The sequence below is a fragment of the Ramlibacter tataouinensis genome, from assembly GCF_001580455.1.
In the GTDB taxonomy this organism is placed as follows: domain Bacteria; phylum Pseudomonadota; class Gammaproteobacteria; order Burkholderiales; family Burkholderiaceae_C; genus Ramlibacter; species Ramlibacter tataouinensis_B.
The window spans coordinates 4,194,098-4,220,027 of record NZ_CP010951.1 but is presented as its reverse complement, the minus strand read 5'-3'; the positions used below and the strand labels follow the sequence as shown (position 1 = coordinate 4,220,027).

The following is a 25,930-nucleotide window of genomic DNA, read 5'->3' as shown; positions in this document are numbered from 1 at the left end:
CTGTATACAGTTGAGCGCGAAATAGCGGTTTGGAATGCCAGCTATGCAAAGAAGTTCCCTCGGGAGAAGCCCATCGGACCTTGACGCATTGTATACATCGCGTATTCTGACGCAATCAATTCGAGGTCCCGATTCATGTTTCCGAGGAACGCCTGGTACGTCGCCGCCACCCCCGACGAGATCGATGAGAAGCCCCTGGGGCGCACCGTCTGCAATGAGAGGATGGTCATCTACCGGCCGGCCGCCGGCCAGGTCGCCGCGCTGGAGGACTTCTGCCCCCACCGGGGCGCGCCGCTGTCGCTGGGCCGTGTCTGCGAAGGCCAGCTGGTGTGCGGCTACCACGGCCTGGCCATGGGCTGCGACGGCAAGACCGTGTCCATGCCCGGCCAGCGGGTGCAGGGCTTCCCGAAGATCCGCGCCTTTCCGGTGGCCGAGAAATACGGCTTCATCTGGGTCTGGCCGGGCGACCCGGCCCTGGCCCACACGGACAAGATCCACCACCTGGAATGGGCCGACAACCCCGAGTGGGCCTACGGCGGCGGCCTGTACCACATCAAGTGCGACTACCGGCTCATGGTGGACAACCTGATGGACCTCACGCACGAGACCTATGTGCACACCACCAGCATCGGCCAGAAGGAGATCGACGAAACGCCGGTGAGCACCAAGGCCGAAGGCGACCATGTGACCACCAGCCGCTTCATGGACCAGGTGATGGCGCCGCCCTTCTGGCGCGCCAACCTGCGCGGCAACCACCTGCCCGACGACCAGCCGGTGGACCGCTGGCAGGTCTGCCACTTCCACCCGCCAAGCCACGTGATGATCGAAGTCGGCGTGGCCCTGGCCGGCAAGGGCGGCTACCACGCCGACCCCAAGGACAAGGTCTACAGCGTGGTGGTGGACTTCCTCACGCCGGAGACCGACAAGAGCATGTGGTACTTCTGGGGCATGGCGCGCAAGTTCAACCCCAGGGACAAGGCGCTGACGGCGCAGATCAAGGAAGGCCAGGGCAAGGTGTTCGCCGAAGACACCCAGGTCCTGGAAGAGCAGCAGGCCAATCTGCTGCGCTATCCCGACCGCAAGCTGCTGATGCTGAACGTGGATGCGGGCGGCGTGCAGGCGCGGCGCATCATCGACCGCCTGGTAGCCGCCGAACAGCCGGCCGCCCAGCAGCCACGCACACTCGTCGCCTGATGAGCACGATCGAAGTCAAGGTCCTGCGCAAGGCGCCCGAGGCTGAGGGCATCGCCAGCTACGAGCTGGCGCGCCCGGACGGACGGCCCCTGCCCGCCTTCAGCGCCGGCTCGCATGTGGACGTGCATTTGCCGGGCGGCATCACGCGCCAGTATTCCCTGTGCAACCGGCATGCTGAAGCGCAGGTCTACCGCATCGCCGTGCTGCGCGACGCGAACTCCCGCGGCGGCTCGGCCGCGATGCACGAGCGCATCCATGAGGGCGACCTGCTGCAGATCAGCGAGCCGCGCAACCACTTCCCGCTGGTGCACGCCGTGCGCACCGTGCTGTTGGCCGGCGGCATCGGCATCACGCCACTGCTGTGCATGGCGCACCGGCTGCAGGCCGTGGGCGCCGATTTCGAGCTGCACTACTGCACGCGCTCGCAGGCAAGAACCGCGTTCGCGGCCGAGATCGCGGCGTCGCCCTTTGCCTCGCGGGTGCGCTTCCATTTCGACGACGGGCCGCCGGCCCAGAAGCTCGACCTGGCGCAAGCCATCGGCCGCACCGACGCGCAGACCCACCTGTACGTCTGCGGCCCGGCGGGCTTCATCCAGCACGTGACCGAAGGCGCCAGGCAGCTGGGCTGGCCGGGCGCGCAGGTCCACGTCGAGTACTTCGCGGGCGCGGCCCAGGACAATTCCGGCGACCGGGCCTTCGAGGTGAAGATCGCCAGCAGCGGCCAGCTGGTGCGCGTTGCCCCCCAGCAGACGGTGGTCCAGGCGCTCGCCGAGGCGGGCCTCCAGGTCCTCACCTCCTGCGAGCAGGGCGTGTGCGGCACCTGCATCACGCGCGTGCTCGAAGGCGAGTGCGACCACCGCGACATGTATTTCACCGACGAGGAGAAAGCGCGGCACGACCAGTTCACGCCCTGCTGCTCACGGGCCAGGAGCCCGGTGCTGGTGCTCGATCTCTGAGTAGGGCCTGCTAACAGGCCCTAAATTTGCAACTCACGACCCGAGGAGACGATGATGATGAAACTCCCTGCCCGTTATGACCATGTCGGCAGCTTCCTGCGTCCCAAGTACCTGCTGGAGGCGCGCGAGAAGAAGGCCAAGGGCGAGATCACGCCGGCGCAGCTGCGCGAAGTCGAGGACAAGGCGATCGCGGAGATCGTGAAGTTCCAGGAGGACATCGGCCTCAAGAGCGTGACCGACGGCGAATTCCGCCGCACCTACTTCCACATCGACTTCCTGGAGCAGATCGGCGGCGTCAAGACCGACATCCCGGTCACGATCAGGAAGCCCGACGGCACGGAAGAACTCGCCCCGCCGGTGATGCGCGTGGTGGACAAGGTGCGCCATGCCAAGGACATCCAGAAAGCCGACTTCGAATACCTGAAGGCGCAGGTGAGCGCGGGCCACACGCCCAAGGTGACCATCCCCTCGCCCACCATGCTGCATTTCCGCGGCGGCCGCGCCGGCATCAGCAAAGATGCCTATCCCGAGCTCGACCCGGTCTTCTACGACGACGTCGCCCAGGCCTACGGCGACGAGCTGCGCTCGCTGTACGCGGCCGGCTGCCGCTATGTGCAGATGGACGACACCAACATGGCCTACCTGTGCGACGAAAAGATGCGGGAAGCCGCCCGCCAGCGCGGCGACGACCCCAACGAACTGCCGCACCGCTACGCCAAGTTCATCAACAAGGTGGTGGCGCAAAAGCCCCAGGGCATGCTCCTGGCCATGCACCTGTGCCGAGGCAACTTCAAGAGCACCTTCGCCGCCCAGGGCAACTACGAGCCGGTCGCCGAGGCGCTGCTGCGCGAGATGGACCTGGACGCCTACTTCATGGAGTACGACGACGACCGCTCCGGCGACTTCCGGCCGCTGCGCTACCTGCCCAAGGGCAAGACCGTGGTGCTCGGGCTGGTGACGACGAAATTCGGCCAACTCGAGCGCAAGGATGACCTGAAGCGGCGTATCGACGAGGCCGCGAAGCACGCACCGATGGAGCAACTGGCCCTGTCGCCGCAGTGCGGTTTCTCCAGCACCGTGCACGGCAACAACATCGCGGTGGAGGACCAGCGCAACAAGCTGCGCCTGGTGGTCGAGACGGCGCGCGAGGTCTGGGGCGAGAACTGAGCGCAGCCGCGCAAAAGGGACGCCCCACCGGGCGGTGGGGCCGTCTGGAGTCGAAGCTCAGGTCACATCGAGGGTATCGCCGGCAGGCCGGGCTCTTTTGGCTTGTGGTCCAGCAACGAGAGCCGCGACTCTTGCGCCATCTTGTAGCTCCATGCCTTGAACCGGGCCAGGTACTCCGACTTGCGCGGATCCGCCTTCACGGCGTCCGGTGACCACTCTTCACGATTGCGCTGGGCGCTGGGGCTGATGCCATGGGCATCCGGGTTCACGTAGGACAAGGCCCAGACCTGCTCACCGGTGCCGTACTTGAGGTATTTCGCAGCGAGGAGCACCTGCGGAATCGCGACGCCATTGGCCTTCATCCAGTCCCACAACCAGGTTTCGACCTCTTGCTGCGGCCCCGTGGACGGGCCGTCGACCGCCTCGATCGTGAGGCACGCAGGGTTGTTGAAGTGCCCATCCATGCCGTCCCTATGCAACGGAGACGACCGCGCCTCGCAGGCCGTGGTAAGCCACACACGCAGCATCGGGATGGTCGATTGCGATGCCCTGAAGTACATCGCTGCCTTCAGTTGCCGTGTCGCAGGATCCACTTGCACTGCAAACGCCTGCTGCACGGGATAGTGATCGCCGGAGCTCTGAGTCCGCTCGCACCTGCATGAGTAATCCGTCTTGCGGATTTCGATGTCTTGCATGGGCAGGACTTGCCATTCCCCCGGTGGGAGCGCGAAAGCGACGCGGCCCAGCTGAAGCAAACCCGAGGCCTTCATGGCGGCGCTGCCGGCTGGCGGCAATTGCTGGGCAGCCACGGAGCCGACCCAAAGCGCGGCGCAGAGACCAACATGCCGGGCGAGCGAGGCGGCGCCAACCATGGCCCATTAAATCGTCCGCCTTCTCCAACTGTCAAGCGGCGTGGCGCAAGCGCCGATGCAGCCACTGGCCTTGTCGCCGCAGTGCTGTTCCAGCACCGCGCATTGCAGCAACAGCGCGGTGGAGACCAGCGCAACAAGCTGCGGCTGGTGGTCGAGACGGCGCGCGAGGTCCGGGGCGAGGATTGAGCGCAAGGGCGCCAAAGGAAAGAGCCGCTTGCGCGGCTCTTTTTGTTTCCTGCTGGCCAGCCCCCGAGGGGGCTCGGCTCACTTCCGGTACCAGTAGGTGCGGCGCAGGTTGGACGCCGCAGGCGGCGGCGGCGGGTTGTTTTCCAGCGCCGAACACCCGCTTCCGGTGCAGTTCGCCACGCAGCCGATGCAGATTCGTTCCTCTTCCTTCTTGCCGGTGACCGGGTCGGTGTACTCGACCAGGCCGGTCACCGCGCCCGGCGGCAAGCCGCCACCGTCGATCAGGCTGCTGGTCTTGGTGCCCAGGAAGGGACTGACCGCGTAACCCCGGGCTTCACCGAGGTTGGCCGCGCAGGTGGCTGCCCGGTCCATCGGGCGATTGGTGGCGAAGAAAATCTGGCCATTGGTCGCCAGCGGGGCGTTCACGCCCTTCTCGCCCGTCGTGAAGTTGATGTAGAAGCCGCTGACCGTGCCGTCGTAGGCGGTGCTGGTGGCGTTGAACAGGTTCGTCAGGTTGACGTTGTTCGTCACCGGGGTGATGGTCGTGCCGGTGTCCATGACCATGAAGAACTTGTCATTCACGAAATAGGACGAGCCGGAGGCCGCGCTCTTGAGCGGATGCTCGCGGTCGCCCGAGGGAAGGGAGATGGCGTCGAACGAGCCGGTTACACCGGATTTCCCGACCGACAGCACCGCCGGCGGGAAGAAGAACTTCCGCGGTGTGGAGCCCGAGCTGCAGGCACCGCTGGCGCAGCCGAGCGCGGCCAGCTTGGTGACGGTCCAGTCCGCGGTACTGGCAGCCTTGATGTCCACGCGCCAGATGTTGCCACCCAGGTCGCCGACATAGAGCTTGTCGGTGTAGCCGTCGCCGTTGCGGTCCACGAAGGCCACATCGGACGGAATGGCGTAGTTCATGCCGGAGGTGTTCCGGCAGGTGGCCGAGGTAGTGCAGGTCGAATTGGCTTGCCAGATCAGCGCGCCCGTCAAGGCGTTCACCACGAAGATGCCCCGGCCCATGGTGTCGGCCGTCGGCGGCTCGGAGTCCTCCGCCGCGTCGTAGCCGCCGCCGAAGATCAGCACCGGCGTGGTGTTCAGGCCACCCCCTTCCACCATGGCGAGACGCGGCCGCGACCAGGTCTGCCCGAGCTCCTCGAATCCCGAAGTGCCGCTGCTGATGCGCCACATGACGGTGGGACTGGCCGGATTGGACACGTCGATCGCGTAGATGAAGCGGCCGCCGCGCCGCATCGTGAGGTAGATGTAGGCCCTGTCGATGGTGCCGTCGGCGGCGATCTTCTGGTAGGCCGCCGTCGGACCGTCGACGAAGTAGTTCTTCGGCTGGGCGCTGGCCAGCGTGGTCGTCGGGAACTTCAGCTCGGGCGAATTCAGGCGCAGGCGGTTGAACTGGCCGTAGTGCTCGGGCAGCACCAGGCTCCACAGCTCGCCGCCGGCCGGCACCGAGCCGATGTTGCCGGTCTGGTTGCCGTTGACGGCGTGATAGACGCCGTCATTCGCGCCATAGAACACCACCATGCCGCGCGAATCGCCGTAGTTGACCACCAGCGGGCGCGAATGCAGCACATCGCCGTGCACCGAGGGCCGCGCGGTGACCGTGCCGCCAGGGCCCTTCTCGTCGCCGAAATTGTCCTCGCCGCGGATCCAGCGGATCAGCGTGTTCTTGTCCGGCGGCGTGGAGCCGCTGTAGGCGATCATGTTGGAGCCGGTCGCCGGCGTGGCCGGCGACTGCGTCACCGGACCGAAGGTGAAGGTCGAGCATGGCGAGGTGCAGCTGATGGTCCATTGGCCCACATAGGCCGATTCGCTGCTGAGCGCGGAGCCCGAAGCGTTGATGTAGACGGTCTGGCCGTTGGTGAAGGTACCTGCAGTCACGCCGGTCACCGTGGCCGTGGCGCCGCTTCGGGTGATGGCACCGGCTGCCAGGCTCGCACTCGAGGCACCTGTCAGGCCCGCAACGATGGACCCCGTGGCCGTGGCCGCGGGCGTCACCGTGATCGTATAAGTGAACGAGGTGCAGCCCGAGTTGACGCAGGTGATCGTCGCGTTGCTGGCAACATAGGCACTCTCGTTGGTGCTGGAACCGGAGGACTTCGAGATGTTGACGATCTTGGTGTCGCCGCTGGCCGCGCCGAACCAGCCGGACGGCATGCCGGTGACGGTCGCGGTGGCGGAATCGGTGGTGGCGGCACGCGTGAGCGTCGATACGGTCTGTGCGGTGGTGTCTGGTGTGATCGTCGCCGTGATTCCGGATTGGTTCTTCAGGTTGGTGGGACCGCCGGTCAGGGAGAACGTGGTCGCGCTGGGCACTGCCGAGACCGTGAACGTGCCCGGGTACTTGCTGCCATTGCCATCGCTCACGTTCGAGATGGTCACGGTCTGTCCCACGTGCAGCCTGTGGGCCGTGCTCGTGGTGCCACTGACCTCGCCTTGCGCCGGGTTGGCCAGCGACACGTTGCTCATCGCGGGATAGGTTGTCGGGCTGAGCTGCACCTGGTAGGTGTTGGCGGCCGGGGTGCGCGGCTCGACCGACACGTCGTAGGTGAAGCTCGTCGCGCTCAGGACCGCCGTGGGGGTGCCTGAATAGTTGTAGCTGGCCTGGCCCGCGCCCGTGACGGAAACGTTCGACGAGGTCGTGAACCCATGGGGACCGGAGGTCGTCACAGTCACGGTTTCCGTGTTCTTCCCGCCGCTGGTGCTGGTCGTGCGCGACATGGAAGTGACCGAGACGGCCCCGACCGGCGAAGAGGACACCGTGTAAGTACCCGCGGTTGGCGTCGTCGGAAAGTCGGTGAGCCCCGAGATGGTGAAAGTGGTCGCGCTCGTCACTGTGACGGCCTGGGTCACGTTGTAGTCGGCTTGCCCCGCGCCGCTGATGGTCACGCTGGTGCCGGAGCTGAAGCCATGTGCCCCGCTGGTGGTCACCGTAGCCGTCGTGCCGGTCCTGACGATGGACACGATGGGCAAGGTGGTGGACGCCCCGAACGCAGAGGCCGGGATCCCGGCGTTGGTGGTCGCGAACGCGTTGCTCGAATCGGTCAAGGCGGCGTTGCAGCTGGTGCCCGCGGGGCAGTAGGTGTACATCCGCCGGGGATTGGTGGTGCTGCCCTCGGTGGTGCTGAAGTCGGCTGTGAGGCTTTCCAGGCGGAGTTGCTGCGCCACGCCGCCCTTCTCCACCACTTCGCCGTCGGGCGAGTCGTAGCCGCTCTCGGGAACGCCCTTCCGGTCGTTCTTCCAGAAGCCGCCGGCGGAATCGGGCAGGCTGGCCGTGTCTTTCTTGGTCCAGAAGCTCACGGCGTTGGGCGAAATGAAGCCCGTGCCCGACGAGCTGATCGCCGGGTTGCCGTTCTTGTCGCCCATCACCAGGACGCCCGAACTGTTCTTGACCAGCTGGTACTGCTTCAGGTTGCCCATCCAGCGCGGCGCGGCTGTGGCGTCCGGCCTGAACATCCCGAGGTAGATCTGATTGAGGTAAGTGCCCTCGGCGTTCACCGACACCGGCAAGCTCGCCGACGAGAACACGCTGTTGACCGCCTGCACTTCGTTCAGCACGGTCTGCAAGGCGTTCTTCAGGTCCTCCGCGTTGCTGGTCTTGAAGTACTTGCCGCCGCCGTACTTCGCCATGGTCGTGAGCAGGGCCGGATAGTCGGGTTTGCAGGAAGCATCGTTGACCACGCCGATGGTGTAGGTCTTGATGTTCTGGGCGTTCTCCATGTCGTTGGTGCCGCCGTCCTGCTGGTACATGATGCGCGCCCACTCGTCGCCCCAGTTTTCCGACCAGTCGCTGGCGTTCGTGCCGGCATTGAGCGTGGTGACGCTGCAGGTGGCGGGGTTGAATGTGACCGTCTCGGAAATCTTCAGCTTCTGGTCGGCGGTGGCGCCCGTCTGGGCGTGCGTCATGCCATAGGCGCCGTTGTAGGGCGACTCGGTGCCGGTGTCCGCCGGCGTGCCGGAAGTGTTGAACGAGTTGCCGATGAACAGGACAAAGTTCTTCTGGCAACCGCTGGCAAGGATGGACGGGGAATAGCTCTTGCCCGACATGCCGATCTTGCCGTTGTAGTAGGCCCAGGCCTCCTGCATCATGCCGGCGGTGCGGTCACCGCCCGACTTCACGTTGAACTCGGTGGTGGAGTTCGAGCCCGATGTCTTCCAGCTCTTGATGAAATTGACCAGCGAAGCCTTGCCGGCCGCGTCCATGAAGGTGAGCTTGCGGATCACGCAGCCGCCGTACGTGCCCATGCAGGTCTCGTGGTACGCCGCGTCGGCGGTCGAGCGGGTGTCGGTGCCGAAGTTGTTGTTGTTGTTGACCAGGATGCCGATGTTGACGACCCCGTCCGGCAGGGCCTGGATCGTGTCCACCAGCGCGCACTGCTCGATGCCGCCGGCGGTGTTGCCGAGCGAGGGCGCGCCGCCGGTTGCGTAGGCCGTGCAGGGCACCGCCGCGCTCGACGAGAAGTTCGCGCCGGTGTCCATCACGAACAGCACGTTGGGCACCCCGCCGTTGGTCGAGTTGTCCACGTAGATGTCCGTGTCCTCCGCCCGCAGCGACGACGAGTAGCCCATCAGCGCGCCGGCAAGCAACAGCATCAGCAACTGGATCTTTTTCATTTTCTGCTCCATGCCCTCCCGGGCGGATTCATCAATCGGGACAGTGCGTCTGTGAAGGGACGCGCAGGGAGATGCCCTGCACCATGGTGATCTGCGCGCCTGAGGTCGCGTCATTCACGCCTGCGGCGATGTCCCATTGCTGGTTCTTGCATTCGGTCGGCTGGGGAATTGGCTTGCCGTCCTTGTCGAGGATCAGGTCCTGGTTGCCGCCGCCGAAACACGCGCGGTCGCTTGGAATCGTGGGATCCAGCTCGGTGCTGACCACGTTGCTGTTCAGGATGCAGGCCGGCTTGGAGACATTGATGTTGGAGTAGCTCCTGCCGCCGGTGGAGACGGTCATGACCTGTGCCGGCACGTCCGCGATCTTGGTCGCGGAGATCGCGGTGGCGGCGACGATGTTCTCGATCTGCTTCTCGATGGCCACCTGCGCCGCGGCCGCGGCCTCGGCTTCCACCTGCGCGTTGTTGGCGATTTTCAGGTTGATGTTGCCGAAGCGGATGGCCGACACCACCAGCAGCGTCAGCACGATCAGCATGATCAGGCTGACCACCAGCGTGATGCCGCGTTGGGCATGACGGTTCATCAGAAGACCCTCCTGCCGGCCGGATTGACCAGGCGGACCGATTGCACGAACAGGTGCCGCTTGAAGGCTTGCTCGCTCACCGGGGCCGAGGCGGCGCCGGCGCTGCCCATGGCATAGACCTTTGTGTCGGCGAAGCCGTTGCCGGCTTTCTCGAGGCTGCGCGCCAGCACATGCAGCTTGACGCCGACGACCTCCGCCCAGTTGTTGGCCGTGAAACCATTCCCGTCACTGTCCGTATCGGGAACGCCGTCGCCGGTCGTGTCCCGGCTGTAGTCGACCTGGAAGTCTTCGATGCCTTCGGCGATGGTGACCGTCGAGAAGCTGGGCGCGCCGGACGTCACGCCCAGTTCGACGCGCTTGAGCGTGGGGATGGGTGTCCCGCCGTCCGCATTGGTGCAACTGCCGCTCACCTCCACGCTGCACTTGCTGACGTAGTAGATGTGCACCATGTACTTGCGGGGGCTCGCGGGGGTGGTCTTGTTCTTCCGCAGCCGGGTGAAGGTGGAGGAATCGGTGGTGCCGTTCGCCGCGGTCGGGGCCACCCAGTCGAACTGCGATGTGGCGGGGTTCAGCCCCGTTTGCAGGTAGACCTGGCCCGGCTTGAGCAGGGTCCAGGTCACCGTGCCCGAGGTTTCGATATCGGTGGTATCGGGGTCCACCCGGCGCAACACCAGCACGTCGGTGCCCGGCTTGTGGTTCTTGACGCAGACCTGCAGGCTGGTGGGCAAGGTCGCCAGCGGCTGGTCGAAGCCCTGGACGTGAACTCCCATCGCCGCTTCCAGGGTGGCCGCGCTGGTATCGCAGGGGTCGGGCACGCTGCCGGGCGCCGCCGGCGCGCTTCCGATCTCACCCCAGTAACCGGCCATCTGCAGGTCGGTCTGCATGGTCTGCACCGCATAGCGGCCGTTCTCGATCATCCGGCCCGACTTGTCGATCTCGGCGCGGTTGCCGCTCTGCTGGGCGATGAGGGTTGCGATGGCGGCCACCAGGATCATCCCGATGGTGATCGCCACCATGAATTCGATCAGGGTCAGGCCCTGCTGGCCTCGAAGGCCGGGATGGCGAATGACGCGGTTCGGCATGGCTTCGCCTCCTAGCTCAATTGGACGGTGATGCTGACCGCGCGCCGCGCGGCATCCGACCCGTATTGGCCGGAGCCGCAAGGGATGCCCGCCGGCGGCGCCGACGTGGCGCCGGAGCCTTGCCAGGCCACGCTGATCTGGTAGAGGTTGCTGGTGGCGTCCTTGGTGATGCAGCCGCGCGCGCCCAGCACCGCGCCGATCTTGTCGCCGTTGGAAGCCAGTTCCGCGGCGCCCAGCAGCTGGTCGCGCCATTCGGTGACGTCCTGCACCATCCGGGTCTTCTGGTCCGCCGTCCCGCTGGCGCAGGAGGCCACCGTCGGAACGGTGGCGTTGCCGGTGCCGATGAAACTCCCGAGCACGTAGCAGCCGACCACGGCCTTGTTGTTGCTCATGCGGGCAGCCATGTCCTGCACCAGCATCAGGGCCTGCACCCGCTGGTAGGACTCCAGCTGCGCCCGCTGGCTCTGGACCATCACGCCGACCAGGCCGAGCAGGCCGAGCATGAGGATCACCAGGGTCACCAGGACTTCGATCAGGGTGGCCCCGCGCTGGCGCTGGTTCGCCAGGGCGGCCATGGGCCGGCGGGAAGGCAGCCGCTTCATTGACAGCTCCTGTTGGTGGAGGCCGGGACGCCGCTGGCGTCGACCTTGACGCACTTGACCGCATCGGCGATGCCGGTGACTTCAAACCAGACCCCGGCGGCGGGACGGCCGCTGGCGCCGAAGCTGACGGCGGCGGGCGTGGTCGCGGTGTTGCTGGTGTCCTTCTGGGTCACCGTCACCGAGTCCATGGGCTGCAGGGTGTGGATGGTCGAGGTGCCGGCCATGACCGACCAGCCGCTGGCCCAGGCCGTGGTCGAGGTCGGCGTCAGGCTGACCGTGGAATTGCGCTTGATCGCCTCGCTGCGGGCCATCATCACGGCGGTCATCAGGTCGTAGGTGGCCGTCTTGACTTTCTGGTTGGCCACGAAGCTGCGGAAGGCGGGAACGGCAAGCCCCAGCATGACCGCGACGATGGTCACCGTGACCATCAGCTCGATCAGCGTGAAGCCGCGGGAACGGGCGCGGGCGCTCATCACTTCCAGCAGTCCGCCACCGTGCCCGAGCCGGAGATACCCTTCACCCCGGCCTGGGTATAGGTGAGGTTGCCGCACTTGGCGTCCTTGCTGGCCTGCGTGCCGGTGGGCGTGGCCGTGACGGTGTAGGTCGGCGGCGTGGCAGCATTGTTCGCGGCCACCGTGACGGTGTAGTTGGCCGAGACGTCCGTGGGAACGTTCATGTTGACGGCCGTCCACTGGGCAGTGGTGCCCGCGGCCACGGCGAAGTAGGCCCGCGAGTTGAGCATCGCCTGCTCCTGCCGGTTGGCCACCGTGACGACGAAGCTCTCGGCCGCCGAGCGCTTGGCGCGCACCACGTGCTGGGTGTAGGCCGGATAGGCCACGCCGGCGAGGATGGCCACGATCGCCACCGTGATCATCAACTCGATCAGCGTGAAGCCGGACTGTCTGAATCTGCGCATGCCATCTCCTTAAGCTCGCACCCAATACCCTGACTCAACCATATCCAAAGGGTGCTGGCGCCCCGCCGGCCGGCCGACGACCGGTCGGATTGCCGGCCTGAGTGGTCGCCGGGCGCTGTTGCGCCGATGCCGCAAAATAGGCCGCGATGCAGCCCGAACCCCTTTACATGCAGCAGGCCCTGGACCTCGCGGCCCGCGCCGTGGGCCTGTCCGAGCCCAACCCGCGGGTGGGTTGCGTGATCGTCTCGGCCGACGGCCGCCAGGTGCTGGGCGCCGGGCACACCCAGCGCGCCGGCGAAGCCCACGCCGAGGTCATGGCGCTGCGCGACGCCGCGGCGCGGGGCCTGTCGGTCGAGGGCGCCACGGCCTGGGTGACGCTGGAGCCCTGCTCCCACCACGGCCGCACCGGCCCCTGCTGCGACGCGCTGATCGCCGCCCGCATCGGCAAGGTGGTTGCCGCCGTGGCCGACCCGAATCCGCAGGTGGCCGGCCAGGGCCTGGCGCGGCTGCGGGCCGCCGGGATCGAAGTGGCGACCGGGCCGCTGGCGCGGGAGTCGCGCGAACTGAACATCGGTTTTTTCAGCCGGATGGTGCGCGGCACGCCCTGGCTGCGCATGAAGGTCGCCGCCTCGCTGGACGGCAAAACGGCCCTGGAGAACGGCGTGAGCCAGTGGATCACCTCCGAGGCCGCCCGCGCCGACGGGCACGCCTGGCGCGCCCGCGCCGGCGCCGTGCTGACCGGCATCGGCACCGTGCTGGAGGACGACCCGCGCCTGGACGTGCGGCATGAGGACACCCCGCGCCAGCCCTTCGTGGTCATCGTCGACAGCCGGCTGGAGACCCCGCCGTCGGCCCGGATCCTGATGGACGGTCGCCCCACCCTGGTCTACGCCGCCACCCCGGACGGCGCGCGCCAGGCCGCTTTGGAGCGGCGCGGCGCCACCGTCATCCAGCTGCCGGGGCCCGGCGGCAAGGTGGACCTGGCGGCCATGCTGCGCGACCTGGGGCAGCGCGGCGTCAACGAACTGCACGTCGAGGCCGGCCACAAGCTCAATGGCTCGCTGCTGCGCGAGGGGCTGGTGGACGAACTGCTGGTCTACCTCGCCCCCAAGCTCGTCGGGCTGGGCCAGGGCATGGCGAATGTCGGGCCCCTCACCGAGCTGGCGCAGGCCACGGCGCTGGACTTCCTTTCCTGCGAGCGCGTCGGGCCGGATCTGCGGCTGCTGGCGCGGGTGCGGGGGCGCGACCCGTTCTAGTCCAGTGAAACCGAGAAATCGGCTGTGCGTGGGCACCTGCAGGGCCGCCATCAAGGCGCAAAGCGCAGCCGGGTTGGACACCCGGCGAGCATTTGCAACGCCGAGGGCGGCCCTGGCAGGTGCCCACCCTTCGGGCAGGTGTCTGGCAGGGCACGCTGCGTTGTTGCGCCCCTTGCCCAGGCGCCCAGCCTGGGCAGCGGGCCGCGCCTAGCCGCCTGCCCTGCCAGACACCTGCGCACAGCCGATTTCTCGGTTTCACTGGACTAGGGCCAAGGCCGTCCGCCCGGGCCGAAGAGCCAATCCCTGCGAAAATAGCGGGATGTTCACCGGAATCATCACCGGCGTGGGGCGCATCGCCGCCGTCCACGACCTCGGAAGTTCTTTACAGCACGGCAAGCGCCTGACGGTGGAGGCGCCCGCCGGCTACCTCGAAGACGTGGGCCTGGGCGACAGCATCGCACTCAATGGCGCCTGCATGACGGTCACCGGCATCGCGAGCGACCGCCGGTCCTTCACCATCGACATCTCGGCGGAGTCCCTGGACAAGACCGCCGGCCTGGCCCAGGCCGGCGCCATCAACATGGAAAAGGCGCTGCGCGCCGAGGACCGCCTGGGGGGGCACATCGTGACCGGCCATGTGGACGGCATCGGCGCCGTGACCCATTTCGCCCCGGCCGGCGAAAGCTGGGACCTGCGCGTGCTGGCCCCGCGCGAGCTGGGCAAGTTTCTGGCGTACAAGGGCTCCATCACCATCAACGGCGTGAGCCTCACCGTCAACCGCATCGAGGACAGCGAGGCCGGCACGCAGGTGCGCATCAACCTGATCCCGCACACCATCCAGAACACCGCGCTGGGCGAGCTGACGGCCGGCAGCCGCGTCAACCTCGAGATCGATCTGATCGCCCGCTATGTCGAGCGCATGCTGGGCGCGGGCGCTCAGGGAGCAGTTGCATGATCCAGCCCATTTCACCCATCGAAGACATCGTTGCCGACATGCGCGAAGGGCGCATCGTCATCCTGGTGGACGAAGAGGACCGCGAGAACGAGGGCGACCTGGTGCTGGCGGCGGAACACGTCACGCCGGAAGCCATCAACTTCATGGCGCGCTTCGGGCGCGGCCTGATCTGCCTGACCCTCAGCCGCGAGCGCTGCGAAAGGCTGCGCCTGCCGCCCATGGTGGCTCGCAACGGCACCAAGATGGGCACCGCGTTCACCGTCAGCATCGAGGCCGCCGAAGGCGTGACCACTGGCATCTCGGCGGCCGACCGCGCACGCACGGTGCAGGCGGCCGTCGCCCGCGACGCCGGGCCCGAGCACCTGGTGCAGCCCGGCCACATTTTCCCGCTGCAGGCCGTGGACGGCGGCGTGCTCATGCGCGCCGGCCATACCGAAGCCGGCTGCGACCTCGCCGCCATGGCGGGCCTCACGCCGGCCGCGGTGATCTGCGAGATCATGAAGGACGATGGCACCATGGCGCGGCTGCCGGACCTGCAGGTGTTCGCCCGCGAGCATGGCCTGAAGATCGGCACCATCGCCTCCCTCATCGAATACCGCAGCCGCAACGAGTCGCTGGTCGAGAAGATCGGCACGCGCTCGCTGCGCACCGCTTACGGCGACTTCACCGCCCATGCCTGGAAGGACAAGCCCAGCCAGGGCGTGCACATGGCGCTGGTCAAGGGCGAGTGGCAGCCCAGCGACGTGGTGCCGGTGCGCGTGCACGAGCCGCTGTCGGTGCTGGACGCCCTGGAAATCGGCCGCCCCATGCACTCCTGGAGCCTGGACGCGAGCCTGAAGCACATCGCGACCGAAGGCCGCGGCGTCGCCGTGCTGCTCAACTGCGGCGAGGACGCGCAGCAGCTGCTCGCCCAGTTCGATGGCACCGCCCGGGCCTCGCACGCGCCCGAGCGCGGCCGCATGGACCTGCGCAGCTACGGCATCGGCGCACAGATCCTGCGCGATTGCGGCGTGCACCGCATGAACCTGATGGGCACGCCCCGCCGCCTGCCCAGCATGGCCGGCTATGGGCTCGAGATCGCGGGCTACATCGGCACCGACAACAACCTCAAGAAATAGACACCATGTTTCGTGCAGAAAAAGGCCAATCCGACCGGCTCGACGGCGAGGGACTGACCATCGGCATGGTGCAGGCCCGGTTCAACGAGAGCATCACCAACGCCCTGGCGCAGGCCTGCCGGGCTGAACTGCTGGAGCTGGGAGTGGCCGAGGACGACATCGACCACGTCTTCGTGCCCGGCGCGCTGGAAATCCCGGTGGCCCTGCAGGCGCTGGCGGAAAAGGGCGGCTATGACGCGCTGGTCGCGCTCGGCTGCATCATCCGCGGCGAGACCTATCACTTCGAGCTGGTGGCCAACGAGTCCGCGGCCGGCGTCACCCGCGTGTCGCTGGACTACCAGCTTCCCGTGGCCAATGTGATCCTGACCACCGAGAACATGGAGCAGGCGCTGGCGCGGCAGACCGAGAAGGGCCGCGACGCCGCGCGCGTGGTGGTCGAGATGTGCAACCTGCTGGATGACCTCGGATGAGCCGCGCGGCCGCTCCGAAGGCTCATGGCACCGCAGCCCGCAGGGCGAAGGTTAATCAATGACCGAAGCGAAGAAACCGGGGACCACCAGCACCGGCGCGCGCAAGGCGTCGGCCAAGTCGGCGCGCAGCCGAGCGCGCGAATTCGCCTTGCAGGCGCTCTACCAGCACCTGGTCGGCCGCAACGAAGCGCAAGCCATCGACGTCTTCACCCGCGACCTGTCGGGCTTCCACAAGGCCGATTCGGTCCACTACGACGCGCTGCTGCACGGCTGCGTGAAGGATCAGCCGGAACTGGACGCGTTGATCGCGCCGCTGCTGGACCGCAAGCTCGAGGAAATCTCCCCGATCGAGCATGCCGTCATGTGGATCGGCGTCTACGAGTTCCTGCATGCGCCGGACGTGCCATGGCGCGTGGTGCTCAACGAATGCATCGAACTGGCCAAGGAGTTCGGCGGCACTGACGGCCACAAGTACGTCAACGCCGTCCTCAACGGCCTGGCCGGCCAGCTGCGGCCGGCCGAAGTCGAGGCTGATCGGGCGGCGGGCAAGGCACGATGAGACTTTCCAGCCTGATCGACAAGATCGAACCCTTCTATGTGATGGAGGTGGCCAAGGCGGCTTCCAAACTCGCACGCGAGGTGGCGCATACCGACCGGCCGATGATCTTCCTGAACATCGGCGAGCCGGACTTCACCGCGCCGCCGCTGGTGCGCCACGCGGCCGACCGTGCGATCGAGCGCGGCGCGACGCAGTACACCCATGCGCTGGGCCTGGATGCCCTGCGCGAGCGCATCAGCCAGTGGTACACGCAGCGCTTCGGCGTCGACGTCCCGGCCAGGCGCATCGTGGTGACGGCTGGCGCATCGGCGGCGCTGCAGCTGGCCTGCCTGGCGCTGATCGAACGCGGCGAGGAAATCCTCATGCCGGACCCGAGCTACCCCTGCAACTGCCATTTCGTGACGGCGGCGGGCGGCCAGCCGGTGCGGCTGCCCACGACGGCCGGGGAGCGCTACCAGCTCAGCGCAGCGAAGATCGAGGCGCACTGGGGACCGAAGACGCGCGGGGTGCTGCTGGCCTCGCCCTCCAACCCCACGGGCACCTCGATCCATCCGGATGAGCTGCGCCGCATCCACGAGTTCGTCAAGGGCAAGGGCGGCATCACGCTGATCGACGAAATCTACCTGGGGCTGTCGTACGAGGAGACCTTCGGCCACACCGCGCTGGCGCTGGACGACCAGGTCATCAGCATCAACAGCTTCTCCAAGTACTTCAACATGACCGGCTGGCGCCTGGGCTGGGTGGTCGCGCCGGAAGAGGTGGCGCACGCGATCGAAAAGCTCGCGCAGAACCTCTACATCTGCCCGAGCGCGGTGGCCCAGCATGCGGCGCTGGCCTGCTTCGAGCCGGACAGCATCGCCGAGTACGAGCGGCGCCGCGCCGAGTTCAAGGCGCGGCGCGACTGGTTCATCCCGCAGCTGGAAGCCATGGGCCTGCCGGTGCCGGTGGTTCCGGACGGCGCGTTCTACGCCTGGGCCGACTGCTCCGAGGCCTGCCGCAAGCTGGGCGTGAAGGACAGCTGGGAACTCACCTTCGAACTGATGAAACGCGCCCATGTGGCCGTGACGCCGGGCCGCGATTTCGGCGTGGCCGAGGCGCACCGCTTCATCCGCTTCTCGACCGCCAGTTCCATGGACCACCTGCAGGAAGCTGCCCGGCGCCTGGCGGCCGTGCTCGCATGAGCCGCAGGGCCGCTCCGAAGGCTCATAGCACCGCAGCCCGCAGGGCGGAGGTTGTCGAATGACGGCAGGACGCGGGGTCTTCACCTGGCCCGTACGCGTTTACTGGGAGGACACGGATGCGGGCGGCATCGTCTTCTACGCCAACTACCTGAAGTTCTTCGAACGCGCCCGCACCGAATGGCTGCGCTCGCTGGGTATCAACCAGCATGAGCTGCGCGAAACCTCGGGCGGCATATTCGTCGTAGGGGAAACCCGGGTACGTTACCTCCGGCCGGCCCGGCTGGACGATGAACTTATTGTTACGGCAGAGGTCACAGAGATCGGCCGTGCCTCTTTGATAATGGCACAGCAGGCGCTGCTCGCTACTGGCGACCTGCTGTGCGAGGGGACGATCCGCATCGGCTGGGTGCGGGCAGGCACGCTGCAGCCTGCGAGAATTCCTTCGCCTATCCTCGAGGCACTACAAAAGATTCCACATGAGCAATGAACTGTCGATCCTGCAACTGGTGCTGAATGCGAGCTGGGTCGTCAAGCTCGTCATGCTGCTGCTGGTGGGCGTGTCGATCGCAAGCTGGGCGGCCATCCTGCGCAAGCTGTTCTCGATCAAGCGCGTCAATTCCCTCAACGAGGAATTCGAGCGCGACTTCTGGTCCGGCACCAGCCTGAACGACCTGTACGCGGCCGCGGCCCAGAACGCCAAGGTCGCCGGCCCGATGGAGCGCATCTTCGCCAGCGGCATGCGCGAATTCACCAAGCTGCGCGAGCGCCGCATCGCCGATCCGGGCACGCTGCTCGACGGCGCCCGGCGCGCCATGCGCGCCAGTTTCCAGCGCGAGATCGACGCGGTGGAGACCCACCTGTCCTTCCTGGCTTCGGTGGGCTCGGTGTCGCCCTATGTCGGCCTGTTCGGCACCGTCTGGGGCATCATGCACGCCTTCGTCGGCCTGGGCGCGCTGCAGTCGGTGACCCTGGCCACCGTGGCGCCGGGCATCGCCGAGGCGCTGGTGGCCACCGCCATCGGCCTGTTCGCCGCCATCCCGGCGGTGGTGGCCTACAACCGCTTCGCGCGCGACATCGACCGCGTCGCCATCCACCTCGAGACCTTCATCGAGGAGTTCTCGAACATCCTGCAACGCAACCTGGGCGCGCATTCGCCCACGGCTTCGGGACACTGACATGCCCGCCGTCGCCAGTCGCGGCCGCGGCCGCCGCACCATCAACGAGATCAACATGGTCCCGTTCATCGACGTGATGCTGGTGCTGCTGATCATCTTCATGGTCACGGCGCCGCTGATCGCGCCGAGCATGATCGACCTGCCCAGCGTCGGCCGCGGCGCCAAGCCACCTGAGCAGGTGGTGCAGGTGCTGATCCGCAAGGACGAAGGCATCGACGTGCGGATCAACGACCAGACCATGACGGTGCCCCTGCCGGACCTGGCCGGCATCGTCACCCAGGCCCAGTCCAGCCGTCCGGCCGGCAGCAGCGCGGTGATCATCGCGGCCGACCGGAACGTCAAGTACGAAGTCGTGGTCAAGGTCATGGATACCCTGCAGCGCGCCGGTGTGCAGCGCGTTGGACTTTCGGTGCAGGTGACCAAATAGCGGAGCAGGACACCCCAGCCATGCAAGCAGGCGCGGACAGCCAGGCCTTCGCGCCGCCCCGGGAACCGGCGGCGATACGGTCGTTCGTGCTCGCCGTCATCGCGCACCTGCTGCTTCTGCTGGCCCTGACCTGGGGCATCCACTGGCAGAAGGAGGACAAGGTCGCCGCCGAAGCCGAGCTGTGGTCGAGCATCCCCGAGCAGGCGGCCCCGCCGCCGGCGCCTGTGGTGCCGCAAGTTGCACCACCCCCTGCCCCGCCACCCGTCGTCGAAAAGCCCGCGCCGCCGCCGGTCGTCAAGGAACCGGACATCGTGGCCGAGCGCGAGAAGAAGCGGCTCGAAGACGAGGCGCGGCGCCAGCGCGAAGAGGAAGAGCGCAAGGTGCAGGAGGCGAAGAAGAAGCAGCAGCAGGAAGAAGCCGCCAGGCGCGAGCAGGCGGCGAAGGAGAAGGCTGCCGAGGACCGCAAGAAGCAGGAGCAGCTGGCCAAGGCCGACAAGGCCAAGAAGGAAGCCGAAGACAAGAAGCTGGCCCAGCTGCGCGAAGAAAACATGCGGCGCATGCAGGGCCTGGCGGGCAGCAGCGGATCGCCGAGCGCCACGGGCAGCGCCTTGAAGAGCAAGGGGCCATCGGCCAGCTATGCCGGGCGCATCGCCGGCCGCATCAAGCCGAACATCGTATTCACCGACATCGTGGGCGGCAATCCGGCGGCGGAGGTCCAGTTGCGAGTCGCGCCCGACGGAACCATCGTGAGCAGCAAGCTGATCAAGTCGAGCGGCGTGAAGAGCTGGGACGACGCGGTGCTGCGGGCGGTCGAGCGGACCGGCTCCATCCCGCGCGACACCGATGGCAGCGTGGTGCCCGAATTCGAGATGGTGTTCAAGCTGAAGGACTGAGCGCCTTCGGCGCCCTCCGAGCCCTCACCCCTGCCCTCTCCCGCAAGCGGGAGAGGGAGTAAGACCACTCCGACTGGGGTGAGGGGCGCTGAGCCCTGCCCTGCTGCTCAGCTCTCGTACACCACCTGCGCCTTGCCTTGGTCCGCCTGTGCGATCCAGCTAGCCAAGGCCGCATCGGTGGGAAAGAAGCGCGCCTCGTCACCGAGCTGGATCTCGGCCTGCGCCCCTTCGCGCTTGAGCGCCAGCCGTACCGGCAGGCCGCGCAGCAGCTCGCCGTGTTCGGTCTGCTCGCGCCGGGGCGGGAAGTCGCGCAGCAGGCGCTTGATGTCGGGCGCGACGCCGTTCACCGCCACCCGCAGGAACTTGCCGAAACGGCAGCGCGCGGTGGGCAGGTCCCAGGCCTGGGTGATGCTCAGGCGAAAGCCGCCGTTGAAGCGGTCCGGCTGCATCTTGCCCATTACGATCACCAGCTCGTCGTCCTTCAGCAGGTTGCGATGGGCATTGATCACCGCCTCGTCGGCGGTGGCTTCGATCGTGCCGGACTTGTCGTCCAGCTTGAAGATCGCGAGCCGGCCGCGCTGGCCATTGATCTCCCGGAAGTTGCTGACGATGCCGGCCAGCAGTTGCGGTTCGCGGCTGTCGATCAGGTCGTCGATGGCGCGCTTGGCGAAGCGCCGCACCTCCAGCGCGACCTCGTCAAACAGGTGGCCCGACAGGAAGAAGCCGATCGCCATCTTCTCGAACCCGAGCCGCTCGCGCACGCCCCAGGGCGTGGCTTCCACCAGCGGCGGCTCCTGCGTGCTGGCCGCATGCGAGTCGTCCATGTCGAACAGGCCGCCCTGGTTGGCATTGGCATCGGTAGCGGCGGCAAAGTCGAAGGCCAGGTCGAGCGAGGCCAGCAGCGAGGCGCGATTGAGCTGCAGCGAATCGAAGGCGCCCGCCTTGATCAGGGCTTCCACCGTGCGCTTGTTGACCCGGCTGCGGTCGATGCGCACGCAGAAGTCGTACAGGCTCTGGAACGGCCCGCCCGCCTGACGCGCGTCCACGATGGCATCGATGGCCTGTTGGCCGGTGCCCTTGACCGCCCCCAGGCCGTAGCGGATCAGCTTGTCCGACACCGGCTCGAAGCGGTAGACGCCGCGGTTGATGTCCGGGGCCTCGAAGCCGATGCCGAAGTTGTCCCGCGCGTCCTCGAACAGCACCTTGAGCTTGTCGGTGTCGTCCATTTCCACTGTCATGTTGGCGCAGTAGAACTCGGCGGTGTAATGGACCTTCAGCCAGCCGGTGTGATAGGCCAGCAGCGAATAGGCCGCGGCGTGCGACTTGTTGAAGCCGTAGCCCGCGAACTTCTCCATCAGGTCGAAGATCTCGTCGGCCTTTTCTTCGCTGATGCTCTTGTCGGCGGCGCCCTTGCGGAAGATCTGGCGGTGCTGCGCCATTTCCTCGGGCTTCTTCTTGCCCATCGCCCGGCGCAGGAGGTCGGCGCCGCCGAGCGAATAGCCGCCGAGGATCTGGGCGGCCTGCATCACCTGCTCCTGGTAGACCATGATCCCGTAGGTCTCGGAGAGCACCGGCTCCAGCAGCGGATGCGGATAGACCACGTCCTCGCGTCCGTTCTTGCGCGCGCAGAAGGACGGGATGTTCTCCATCGGCCCCGGGCGGAACATGGCGTTCAGCGCGACCAGGTCCTCCAGCCGCGTGGGCTTGGCGTCGCGCAGCATGCCCTGCATGCCGCGCGATTCGAACTGGAACACCGCTTCGGTCTTGCCGTCGGCGAACAGCCGGTAGGTGGGCGCGTCCTCCAGCGGCACGTTCTCGAAGGCGAAATCGGCCCGTTTCGGATGGCGCGCGCGGATGAAGTCCTTGGCGATCTCCAGGATGGTGAGCGTGGCCAGGCCCAGGAAGTCGAACTTCACGAGCCCTGCCGCCTCGACGTCGTCCTTGTCGTACTGGCTGACGGCCGAGTCACTGCCGGGCTGCTGGTACAGCGGCGTGAAGTCGGTGAGCTTGCCCGGCGCGATCAGCACGCCGCCGGCATGCATGCCGACGTTGCGGGTCATGCCTTCGAGCTTCTGCGCCAGGCCGATCAGCGTCTTGACCTCGTCTTCCTTCTCCAGCCGCTCGGCCAGCTGCGGCTCTTGCTTGATCGCATCGTCGATGGTGATGTGCTGGCCCGGCTTGTTCGGGATCAGCTTGCTGATGCCATCGCAGTAGTTGTAGCCCATGTCGAGCACGCGGCCGACGTCGCGGATCGCGGCCTTCGCCGCCATCGTTCCGAAGGTGGCGATCTGGCTCACCGCATCCTTGCCGTACTTGCCCTTGACGTAGTCGATGACGCGATCGCGGTTGCTCTGGCAGAAGTCGATGTCGAAGTCCGGCATCGACACACGTTCCGGGTTCAGGAAACGCTCGAACAGCAGGTTGTAGGCCAGCGGGTCCAGGTCGGTGATCTTGAGCGCGTAGGCCACCAGCGAGCCCGCACCCGAGCCGCGCCCCGGCCCCACCGGGCAGCGGTTGTTCTTGGCCCAGTTGATGAAGTCGCCCACGATGAGGAAGTACCCCGGGAACTTCATGGTCAGGATGGTTTCGATCTCGAAGTCCAGCCGCTGCTCGTAGCGCGGCCTCTGCTTCTCGCGCGCCACCTCGTCGGGGTACAGGTGGAGCAGGCGCTCCTTCAGGCCTTCGCGCGAGGCAAAGCGGAAGTACTCCTCGATCGGCATGCCGTTGGGCGTGGGGAACACGGGCAGCTGCGGCTTGCCCAGCTCCAGCACCAGGTTGCAGCGCTTGGCGATCTCCTGGGTGTTGGCCACGGCCGAGGGCACGTCGGCGAACAGCTGCTCCATCGCGGCCTGCGGCTTGAACCACTGCTCGCGCGTGAAGCGGCGCACCCGGCGCGGGTTGCCCAGGATCTCGCCGCCGGAGATGCACACACGCGCTTCATGCGCCTCGTAGTCCTGCTCGGCCGGGAACTGCACGGGGTGGGTCGCCACCACCGGCAGGTTCAGGCGCGCGGCCAGCTGCACCGCCGACGCCACATGGGCCTCGTCATCGGCGCGGCCGGCGCGCTGCAGTTCGATGTAGAAGCGGTGCGGGAAGACCGAAGCGAGCGTGAGCGCCACCTCGCCTGCGCGCCCTTCGTCGCGCCGCTGCAGCGCCTGGCCCACCGGACCGGCCTGTGCGCCGGAAAGCGCGATCAGGCCCTCGCTCAGCTCGCGCAGCCATTCGAGCTTGCAGGCGCCCTGGTTATCGATCACGTTGCTGGTCCAGGCGCGTGTCAGCAGCTCGCACAGGTTCAGGTAGCCCTGCCGGTTCTGCACCAGCACCAGGATGCGCGACAGCGCGGCGGGTTCCTGCGACAGGCCCTGCAGCACGAGTTCGGCACCGAGCAGCGGCTTCACGCCCGCCGAGCGCGCGGCCTTGTAAAACTTGATCCCGCCGTACAGGTTGTTCAGGTCGGTGATCGCCAGCGCCGGCTGCTGGTCTTGCGCAGCCGCCTGCACGATCTCGTCGATCCGGTTCGTGCCGTCGGCAATGGAGAATTCGGTGTGCAGGCGCAGGTGGACGAACATCGGTGGAATTGTAGGAAACGCCCGGGGGTTGACACACTCCTAAAATTCCGGATGTGAACAATGTCCTGAACGTCTCCGCCTACCACTTCGTTCCGCTGCCCGACGCCCACACCCTGCGCGAGCGCCTGTTGGGCCGCGCCGAGGCGCTGGGGCTCAAGGGCACCATCCTGTTGGCCGAGGAAGGCATCAACCTGTTCCTGGCCGGCGCCGCCGAGGCGGTGCGCGGTTTCCTGCAGGAATTGCGCGCCGACGCGCGGCTGGCGGGACTTTCGGCCAAGGAGAGCTGGTCCCAGCGCCAGCCCTTCGGCCGCCTGCGGGTGAAGGTCAAGCGCGAGATCATCCGCATGGACCATCCGGCGATCCGGCCGGCCGCCGGACGCGCGCCGGCCCTCCAGGCCCTCACGCTCAAGCGCTGGCTGGACCAGGGCCACGACGACGCAGGCCGGCCGCTCGCGCTGCTGGACACGCGCAATGGCTTCGAGGTCGACTACGGCAGCTTCGACAGCGCCATCGACTGGCGGCTCTCCAGGTTCAGTGAATTCCCGCAGGCGCTGCGCGAACGCCGCGCGGAGCTGGAAGGCAAGGCGGTGGTGAGCTTCTGCACCGGCGGCATCCGCTGCGAAAAGGCGGCGCTGGTGCTGCAGGAGGCCGGCCTGGACACGGTCTGGCAGCTGGAAGGCGGCATCCTGAAGTACTTCGAGGAAGCCGGTGGCGCGCATTTCCACGGCCGCTGCTTCGTGTTCGACGAGCGCGAAGCGCTGCAGGCCGACCTGCTGCCGGCGGCGGGCTGAAGCCGGCGCGGGCTCAGGTCGCGTCGTCCGGACTGAGCCGTTCCGAGACGAAGTAGGCCGGCCGCCGCTTGGTCTCGAGATAGATCTTGCCGACGTATTCGCCGATCACGCCCAGGGAGAGCAATTGCACCCCGCCGATGAAGGCGAGCGGCACCACCGTCGAGGTCCATCCCGGCACGGCCTCGCTGGTGAAGATCCCGATCCCCAGCGCCCACAGCCCGAGCCCCAGGGCCAGCAGGCAGGTGGACAGCCCCAGCAGTGTGATGAAGCGCAGGGGCGCGACCGAGAACGAAGTGATGCCCTCCCAGGCCAGCGAAAGCATCTTCGCCAGCGGGTACTTCGAATTGCCCGCATGACGCTCATGCCGCTCGTAGTACACGACGGTGGTCATGAAGCCGAGTTGCGGCACCATGCCGCGCAGGAAGAGATTGGACTCCTGGAACTTCCCCAGCGCCTCCAGCGCCCGGCGCGACATCAGCCGGAAGTCCGCATGGTTGAAGATGACCTCCACGCCGAACATCGCCAGCAGCCGGTAATACCCCTCGGCGGTGATGCGCTTGAAGGCCGTATCCGAGTTGCGCTGGCAGCGCACACCGTAGACGATGTCGGCGCCGCCGGCCGCCGCCGCCACCATCTGGACGATGGCGCCCAGGTCGTCCTGCAGGTCCGCGTCGATGCTGACGACAGCGTCCGCCTGGGCTTCGCGCAGGCCGGCCAGCAGCGCGCGCTGGTGCCCCCGATTGCGTGACAGGCGCAGCGCCTGCACCCGGGCGTCGGCCGCGGCGGCCTCGCGCAGCAGCTCCCAGGTGCGGTCCTTGCTGCCGTCATCCACGAACAGCAACATGGAGTCCGAGTCGACCGCTCCCTGGGCCCGCAGTTGCGACAGCAGCCCCAGCAGCCGCTTCAGGGTCACCGGCAGGACCTCTTCTTCGTTGTAGCAGGGCACGACAATGGCCAGCTTCATGCAGTCTGTTCCTGTTCGCGGAAGGTGAAGTAGCGCTGCCCGAGGAAATTCGCCACCGTGAAGCACACCATGGCCGGCAGCTGGCTCGCCAGCGCTCCCCAGCCGAGTCCGAGGGTCAGGGCGAGCACCAGCAGGTTGATGACATAGGCCGCCACGATCACGAGGAGAAAACGCGCCAGGTGGTCGGCGCTCATGCGCGATCCGAAGGTCCAGCGGGCATTCAGGGCAAAACTGAGCAAGGTGCCGGTGACGTAGCCGAGGATATTGGCCAGGTAGGGATCGACCCCCTGCCAGGCGAGCAGCAGGATCAGGCCGCTGCCGACCAGGGTGTTGGCCACGCCGACCAGCCCGAAACGGGCGAACTGCGCCAGCACTCGCATGCGCGCCCTCG

Annotated in this window: 24 protein-coding genes; 14 read left to right on the top strand and 10 right to left on the bottom strand. The window is 67.1% G+C overall.

Annotated features, from left to right (window positions below):
• The first annotated feature begins 135 nt into the window (after window positions 1-135).
• From UC35_RS19545 to UC35_RS19535, 3 genes are read left to right on the top strand one after another with little or no spacing between them, the layout of a single operon-like run.
• Entirely contained in the window at window positions 136-1,194 is a 1,059-nt protein-coding gene (locus tag UC35_RS19545; protein ID WP_061502669.1) for an aromatic ring-hydroxylating oxygenase subunit alpha, read from the top strand.
• Window positions 1,194-2,150, top strand: coding sequence for a PDR/VanB family oxidoreductase (locus UC35_RS19540; protein ID WP_061502667.1), 957 nt, complete (start codon window positions 1,194-1,196; stop codon window positions 2,148-2,150). The genes UC35_RS19545 and UC35_RS19540 overlap by 1 nt, the downstream gene beginning before the upstream one ends.
• Window positions 2,151-2,201: 51 nt before the next feature.
• Window positions 2,202-3,317 carry a 5-methyltetrahydropteroyltriglutamate--homocysteine S-methyltransferase gene (locus tag UC35_RS19535; protein ID WP_061502666.1) on the top strand — a complete coding sequence of 372 codons (1,116 nt, stop codon included), beginning with the start codon at window positions 2,202-2,204 and terminating at the stop codon, window positions 3,315-3,317.
• Between the two features lie 62 nt (window positions 3,318-3,379).
• On the opposite strand, the gene UC35_RS19530 is transcribed toward UC35_RS19535, so the two are convergent.
• The 7 genes from UC35_RS19530 to UC35_RS19500 form a co-directional block, all read right to left on the bottom strand.
• Entirely contained in the window at window positions 3,380-4,189 is an 810-nt protein-coding gene (locus UC35_RS19530; RefSeq protein ID WP_061502664.1) for a hypothetical protein, read from the bottom strand.
• Window positions 4,190-4,453: 264 nt separating this feature from the next.
• Window positions 4,454-8,998, bottom strand: coding sequence for a PilC/PilY family type IV pilus protein (locus tag UC35_RS19525; protein WP_145979553.1), 4,545 nt, complete (start codon window positions 8,996-8,998; stop codon window positions 4,454-4,456).
• Window positions 8,999-9,029: 31 nt separating this feature from the next.
• On the bottom strand, window positions 9,030-9,581 hold the full coding sequence (locus UC35_RS19520; RefSeq protein WP_061502660.1) for a PilX N-terminal domain-containing pilus assembly protein: 552 nt from the start codon (window positions 9,579-9,581) through the stop codon (window positions 9,030-9,032).
• Complete coding sequence (locus tag UC35_RS19515; RefSeq protein ID WP_061502658.1) at window positions 9,581-10,663, bottom strand: PilW family protein; 1,083 nt, start codon at window positions 10,661-10,663, stop codon at window positions 9,581-9,583. Before UC35_RS19515 ends, UC35_RS19520 begins: the two co-directional genes overlap by 1 nt.
• Before the next feature lie 11 nt (window positions 10,664-10,674).
• Window positions 10,675-11,265, bottom strand: coding sequence for a type IV pilus modification protein PilV (gene pilV / locus UC35_RS19510; protein ID WP_227820388.1), 591 nt, complete (start codon window positions 11,263-11,265; stop codon window positions 10,675-10,677).
• Entirely contained in the window at window positions 11,262-11,738 is a 477-nt protein-coding gene (locus tag UC35_RS19505; RefSeq protein WP_061502654.1) for a GspH/FimT family pseudopilin, read from the bottom strand. Before UC35_RS19505 ends, pilV begins: the two co-directional genes overlap by 4 nt.
• Window positions 11,738-12,181 (bottom strand): type IV pilin protein, encoded by a 444-nt coding sequence (locus UC35_RS19500; protein ID WP_061502652.1) that lies wholly within the window; start codon window positions 12,179-12,181, stop codon window positions 11,738-11,740. Before UC35_RS19500 ends, UC35_RS19505 begins: the two co-directional genes overlap by 1 nt.
• Window positions 12,182-12,327: 146 nt before the next feature.
• Between UC35_RS19500 and ribD the strand changes: the two genes are divergently transcribed.
• The 10 genes from ribD (at window position 12,328) to tolA (ending at window position 20,215) form a co-directional block, all read left to right on the top strand.
• Window positions 12,328-13,437 carry a bifunctional diaminohydroxyphosphoribosylaminopyrimidine deaminase/5-amino-6-(5-phosphoribosylamino)uracil reductase RibD gene (gene ribD / locus UC35_RS19495; protein ID WP_061502650.1) on the top strand — a complete coding sequence of 370 codons (1,110 nt, stop codon included), beginning with the start codon at window positions 12,328-12,330 and terminating at the stop codon, window positions 13,435-13,437.
• Window positions 13,438-13,756: 319 nt separating this feature from the next.
• The gene (locus UC35_RS19490) at window positions 13,757-14,392 is read left to right on the top strand and encodes a riboflavin synthase (protein ID WP_061502647.1); all 636 of its coding nucleotides are present in this window, start codon (window positions 13,757-13,759) and stop codon (window positions 14,390-14,392) included.
• The gene (gene ribBA, locus UC35_RS19485) at window positions 14,389-15,510 is read left to right on the top strand and encodes a bifunctional 3,4-dihydroxy-2-butanone-4-phosphate synthase/GTP cyclohydrolase II (protein WP_061502645.1); all 1,122 of its coding nucleotides are present in this window, start codon (window positions 14,389-14,391) and stop codon (window positions 15,508-15,510) included. Before UC35_RS19490 ends, ribBA begins: the two co-directional genes overlap by 4 nt.
• 5 nt (window positions 15,511-15,515) lie before the next feature.
• On the top strand, window positions 15,516-15,980 hold the full coding sequence (ribH, locus tag UC35_RS19480; protein WP_061502643.1) for a 6,7-dimethyl-8-ribityllumazine synthase: 465 nt from the start codon (window positions 15,516-15,518) through the stop codon (window positions 15,978-15,980).
• A 58-nt stretch (window positions 15,981-16,038) separates the two neighbouring features.
• Window positions 16,039-16,539, top strand: a complete 501-nt coding sequence (gene nusB / locus UC35_RS19475) for a transcription antitermination factor NusB (protein ID WP_061502641.1) — start codon at window positions 16,039-16,041, stop codon at window positions 16,537-16,539.
• Window positions 16,536-17,720 carry a pyridoxal phosphate-dependent aminotransferase gene (locus UC35_RS19470; RefSeq protein WP_061502639.1) on the top strand — a complete coding sequence of 395 codons (1,185 nt, stop codon included), beginning with the start codon at window positions 16,536-16,538 and terminating at the stop codon, window positions 17,718-17,720. The genes nusB and UC35_RS19470 overlap by 4 nt, the downstream gene beginning before the upstream one ends.
• 58 nt (window positions 17,721-17,778) lie before the next feature.
• Window positions 17,779-18,207, top strand: coding sequence for a tol-pal system-associated acyl-CoA thioesterase (gene ybgC / locus UC35_RS19465; RefSeq protein WP_061502638.1), 429 nt, complete (start codon window positions 17,779-17,781; stop codon window positions 18,205-18,207).
• Window positions 18,197-18,895 (top strand): protein TolQ, encoded by a 699-nt coding sequence (tolQ, locus tag UC35_RS19460; RefSeq protein WP_061502636.1) that lies wholly within the window; start codon window positions 18,197-18,199, stop codon window positions 18,893-18,895. Before ybgC ends, tolQ begins: the two co-directional genes overlap by 11 nt.
• Before the next feature lies 1 nt (window position 18,896).
• Window positions 18,897-19,322, top strand: a complete 426-nt coding sequence (locus UC35_RS19455; protein WP_061502634.1) for a biopolymer transporter ExbD — start codon at window positions 18,897-18,899, stop codon at window positions 19,320-19,322.
• Window positions 19,323-19,342: 20 nt separating this feature from the next.
• Window positions 19,343-20,215, top strand: coding sequence for a cell envelope integrity protein TolA (gene tolA / locus UC35_RS19450; protein WP_082793402.1), 873 nt, complete (start codon window positions 19,343-19,345; stop codon window positions 20,213-20,215).
• 107 nt (window positions 20,216-20,322) lie between these two features.
• On the opposite strand, the gene dnaE is transcribed toward tolA, so the two are convergent.
• A complete protein-coding gene (gene dnaE, locus UC35_RS19445; protein WP_061502632.1) occupies window positions 20,323-23,784 on the bottom strand; it encodes a DNA polymerase III subunit alpha in 3,462 nt (1,153 codons plus the stop codon).
• A 53-nt stretch (window positions 23,785-23,837) separates the two neighbouring features.
• Here dnaE and UC35_RS19440 point away from each other — a divergent pair, with 53 nt between their 5' ends.
• On the top strand, window positions 23,838-24,575 hold the full coding sequence (locus UC35_RS19440) for a sulfurtransferase (protein WP_061502630.1): 738 nt from the start codon (window positions 23,838-23,840) through the stop codon (window positions 24,573-24,575).
• 13 nt (window positions 24,576-24,588) lie between these two features.
• Here the strand turns inward: UC35_RS19440 and UC35_RS19435 are convergent, their stop codons facing one another.
• Together UC35_RS19435 and UC35_RS19430 are read right to left on the bottom strand one after the other, a co-directional pair.
• On the bottom strand, window positions 24,589-25,539 hold the full coding sequence (locus tag UC35_RS19435; protein WP_061502628.1) for a glycosyltransferase family 2 protein: 951 nt from the start codon (window positions 25,537-25,539) through the stop codon (window positions 24,589-24,591).
• Entirely contained in the window at window positions 25,536-25,919 is a 384-nt protein-coding gene (locus UC35_RS19430) for a GtrA family protein (protein WP_082793401.1), read from the bottom strand. The genes UC35_RS19435 and UC35_RS19430 overlap by 4 nt, the downstream gene beginning before the upstream one ends.
• Between the last annotated feature and the right edge of the window lie 11 nt (window positions 25,920-25,930).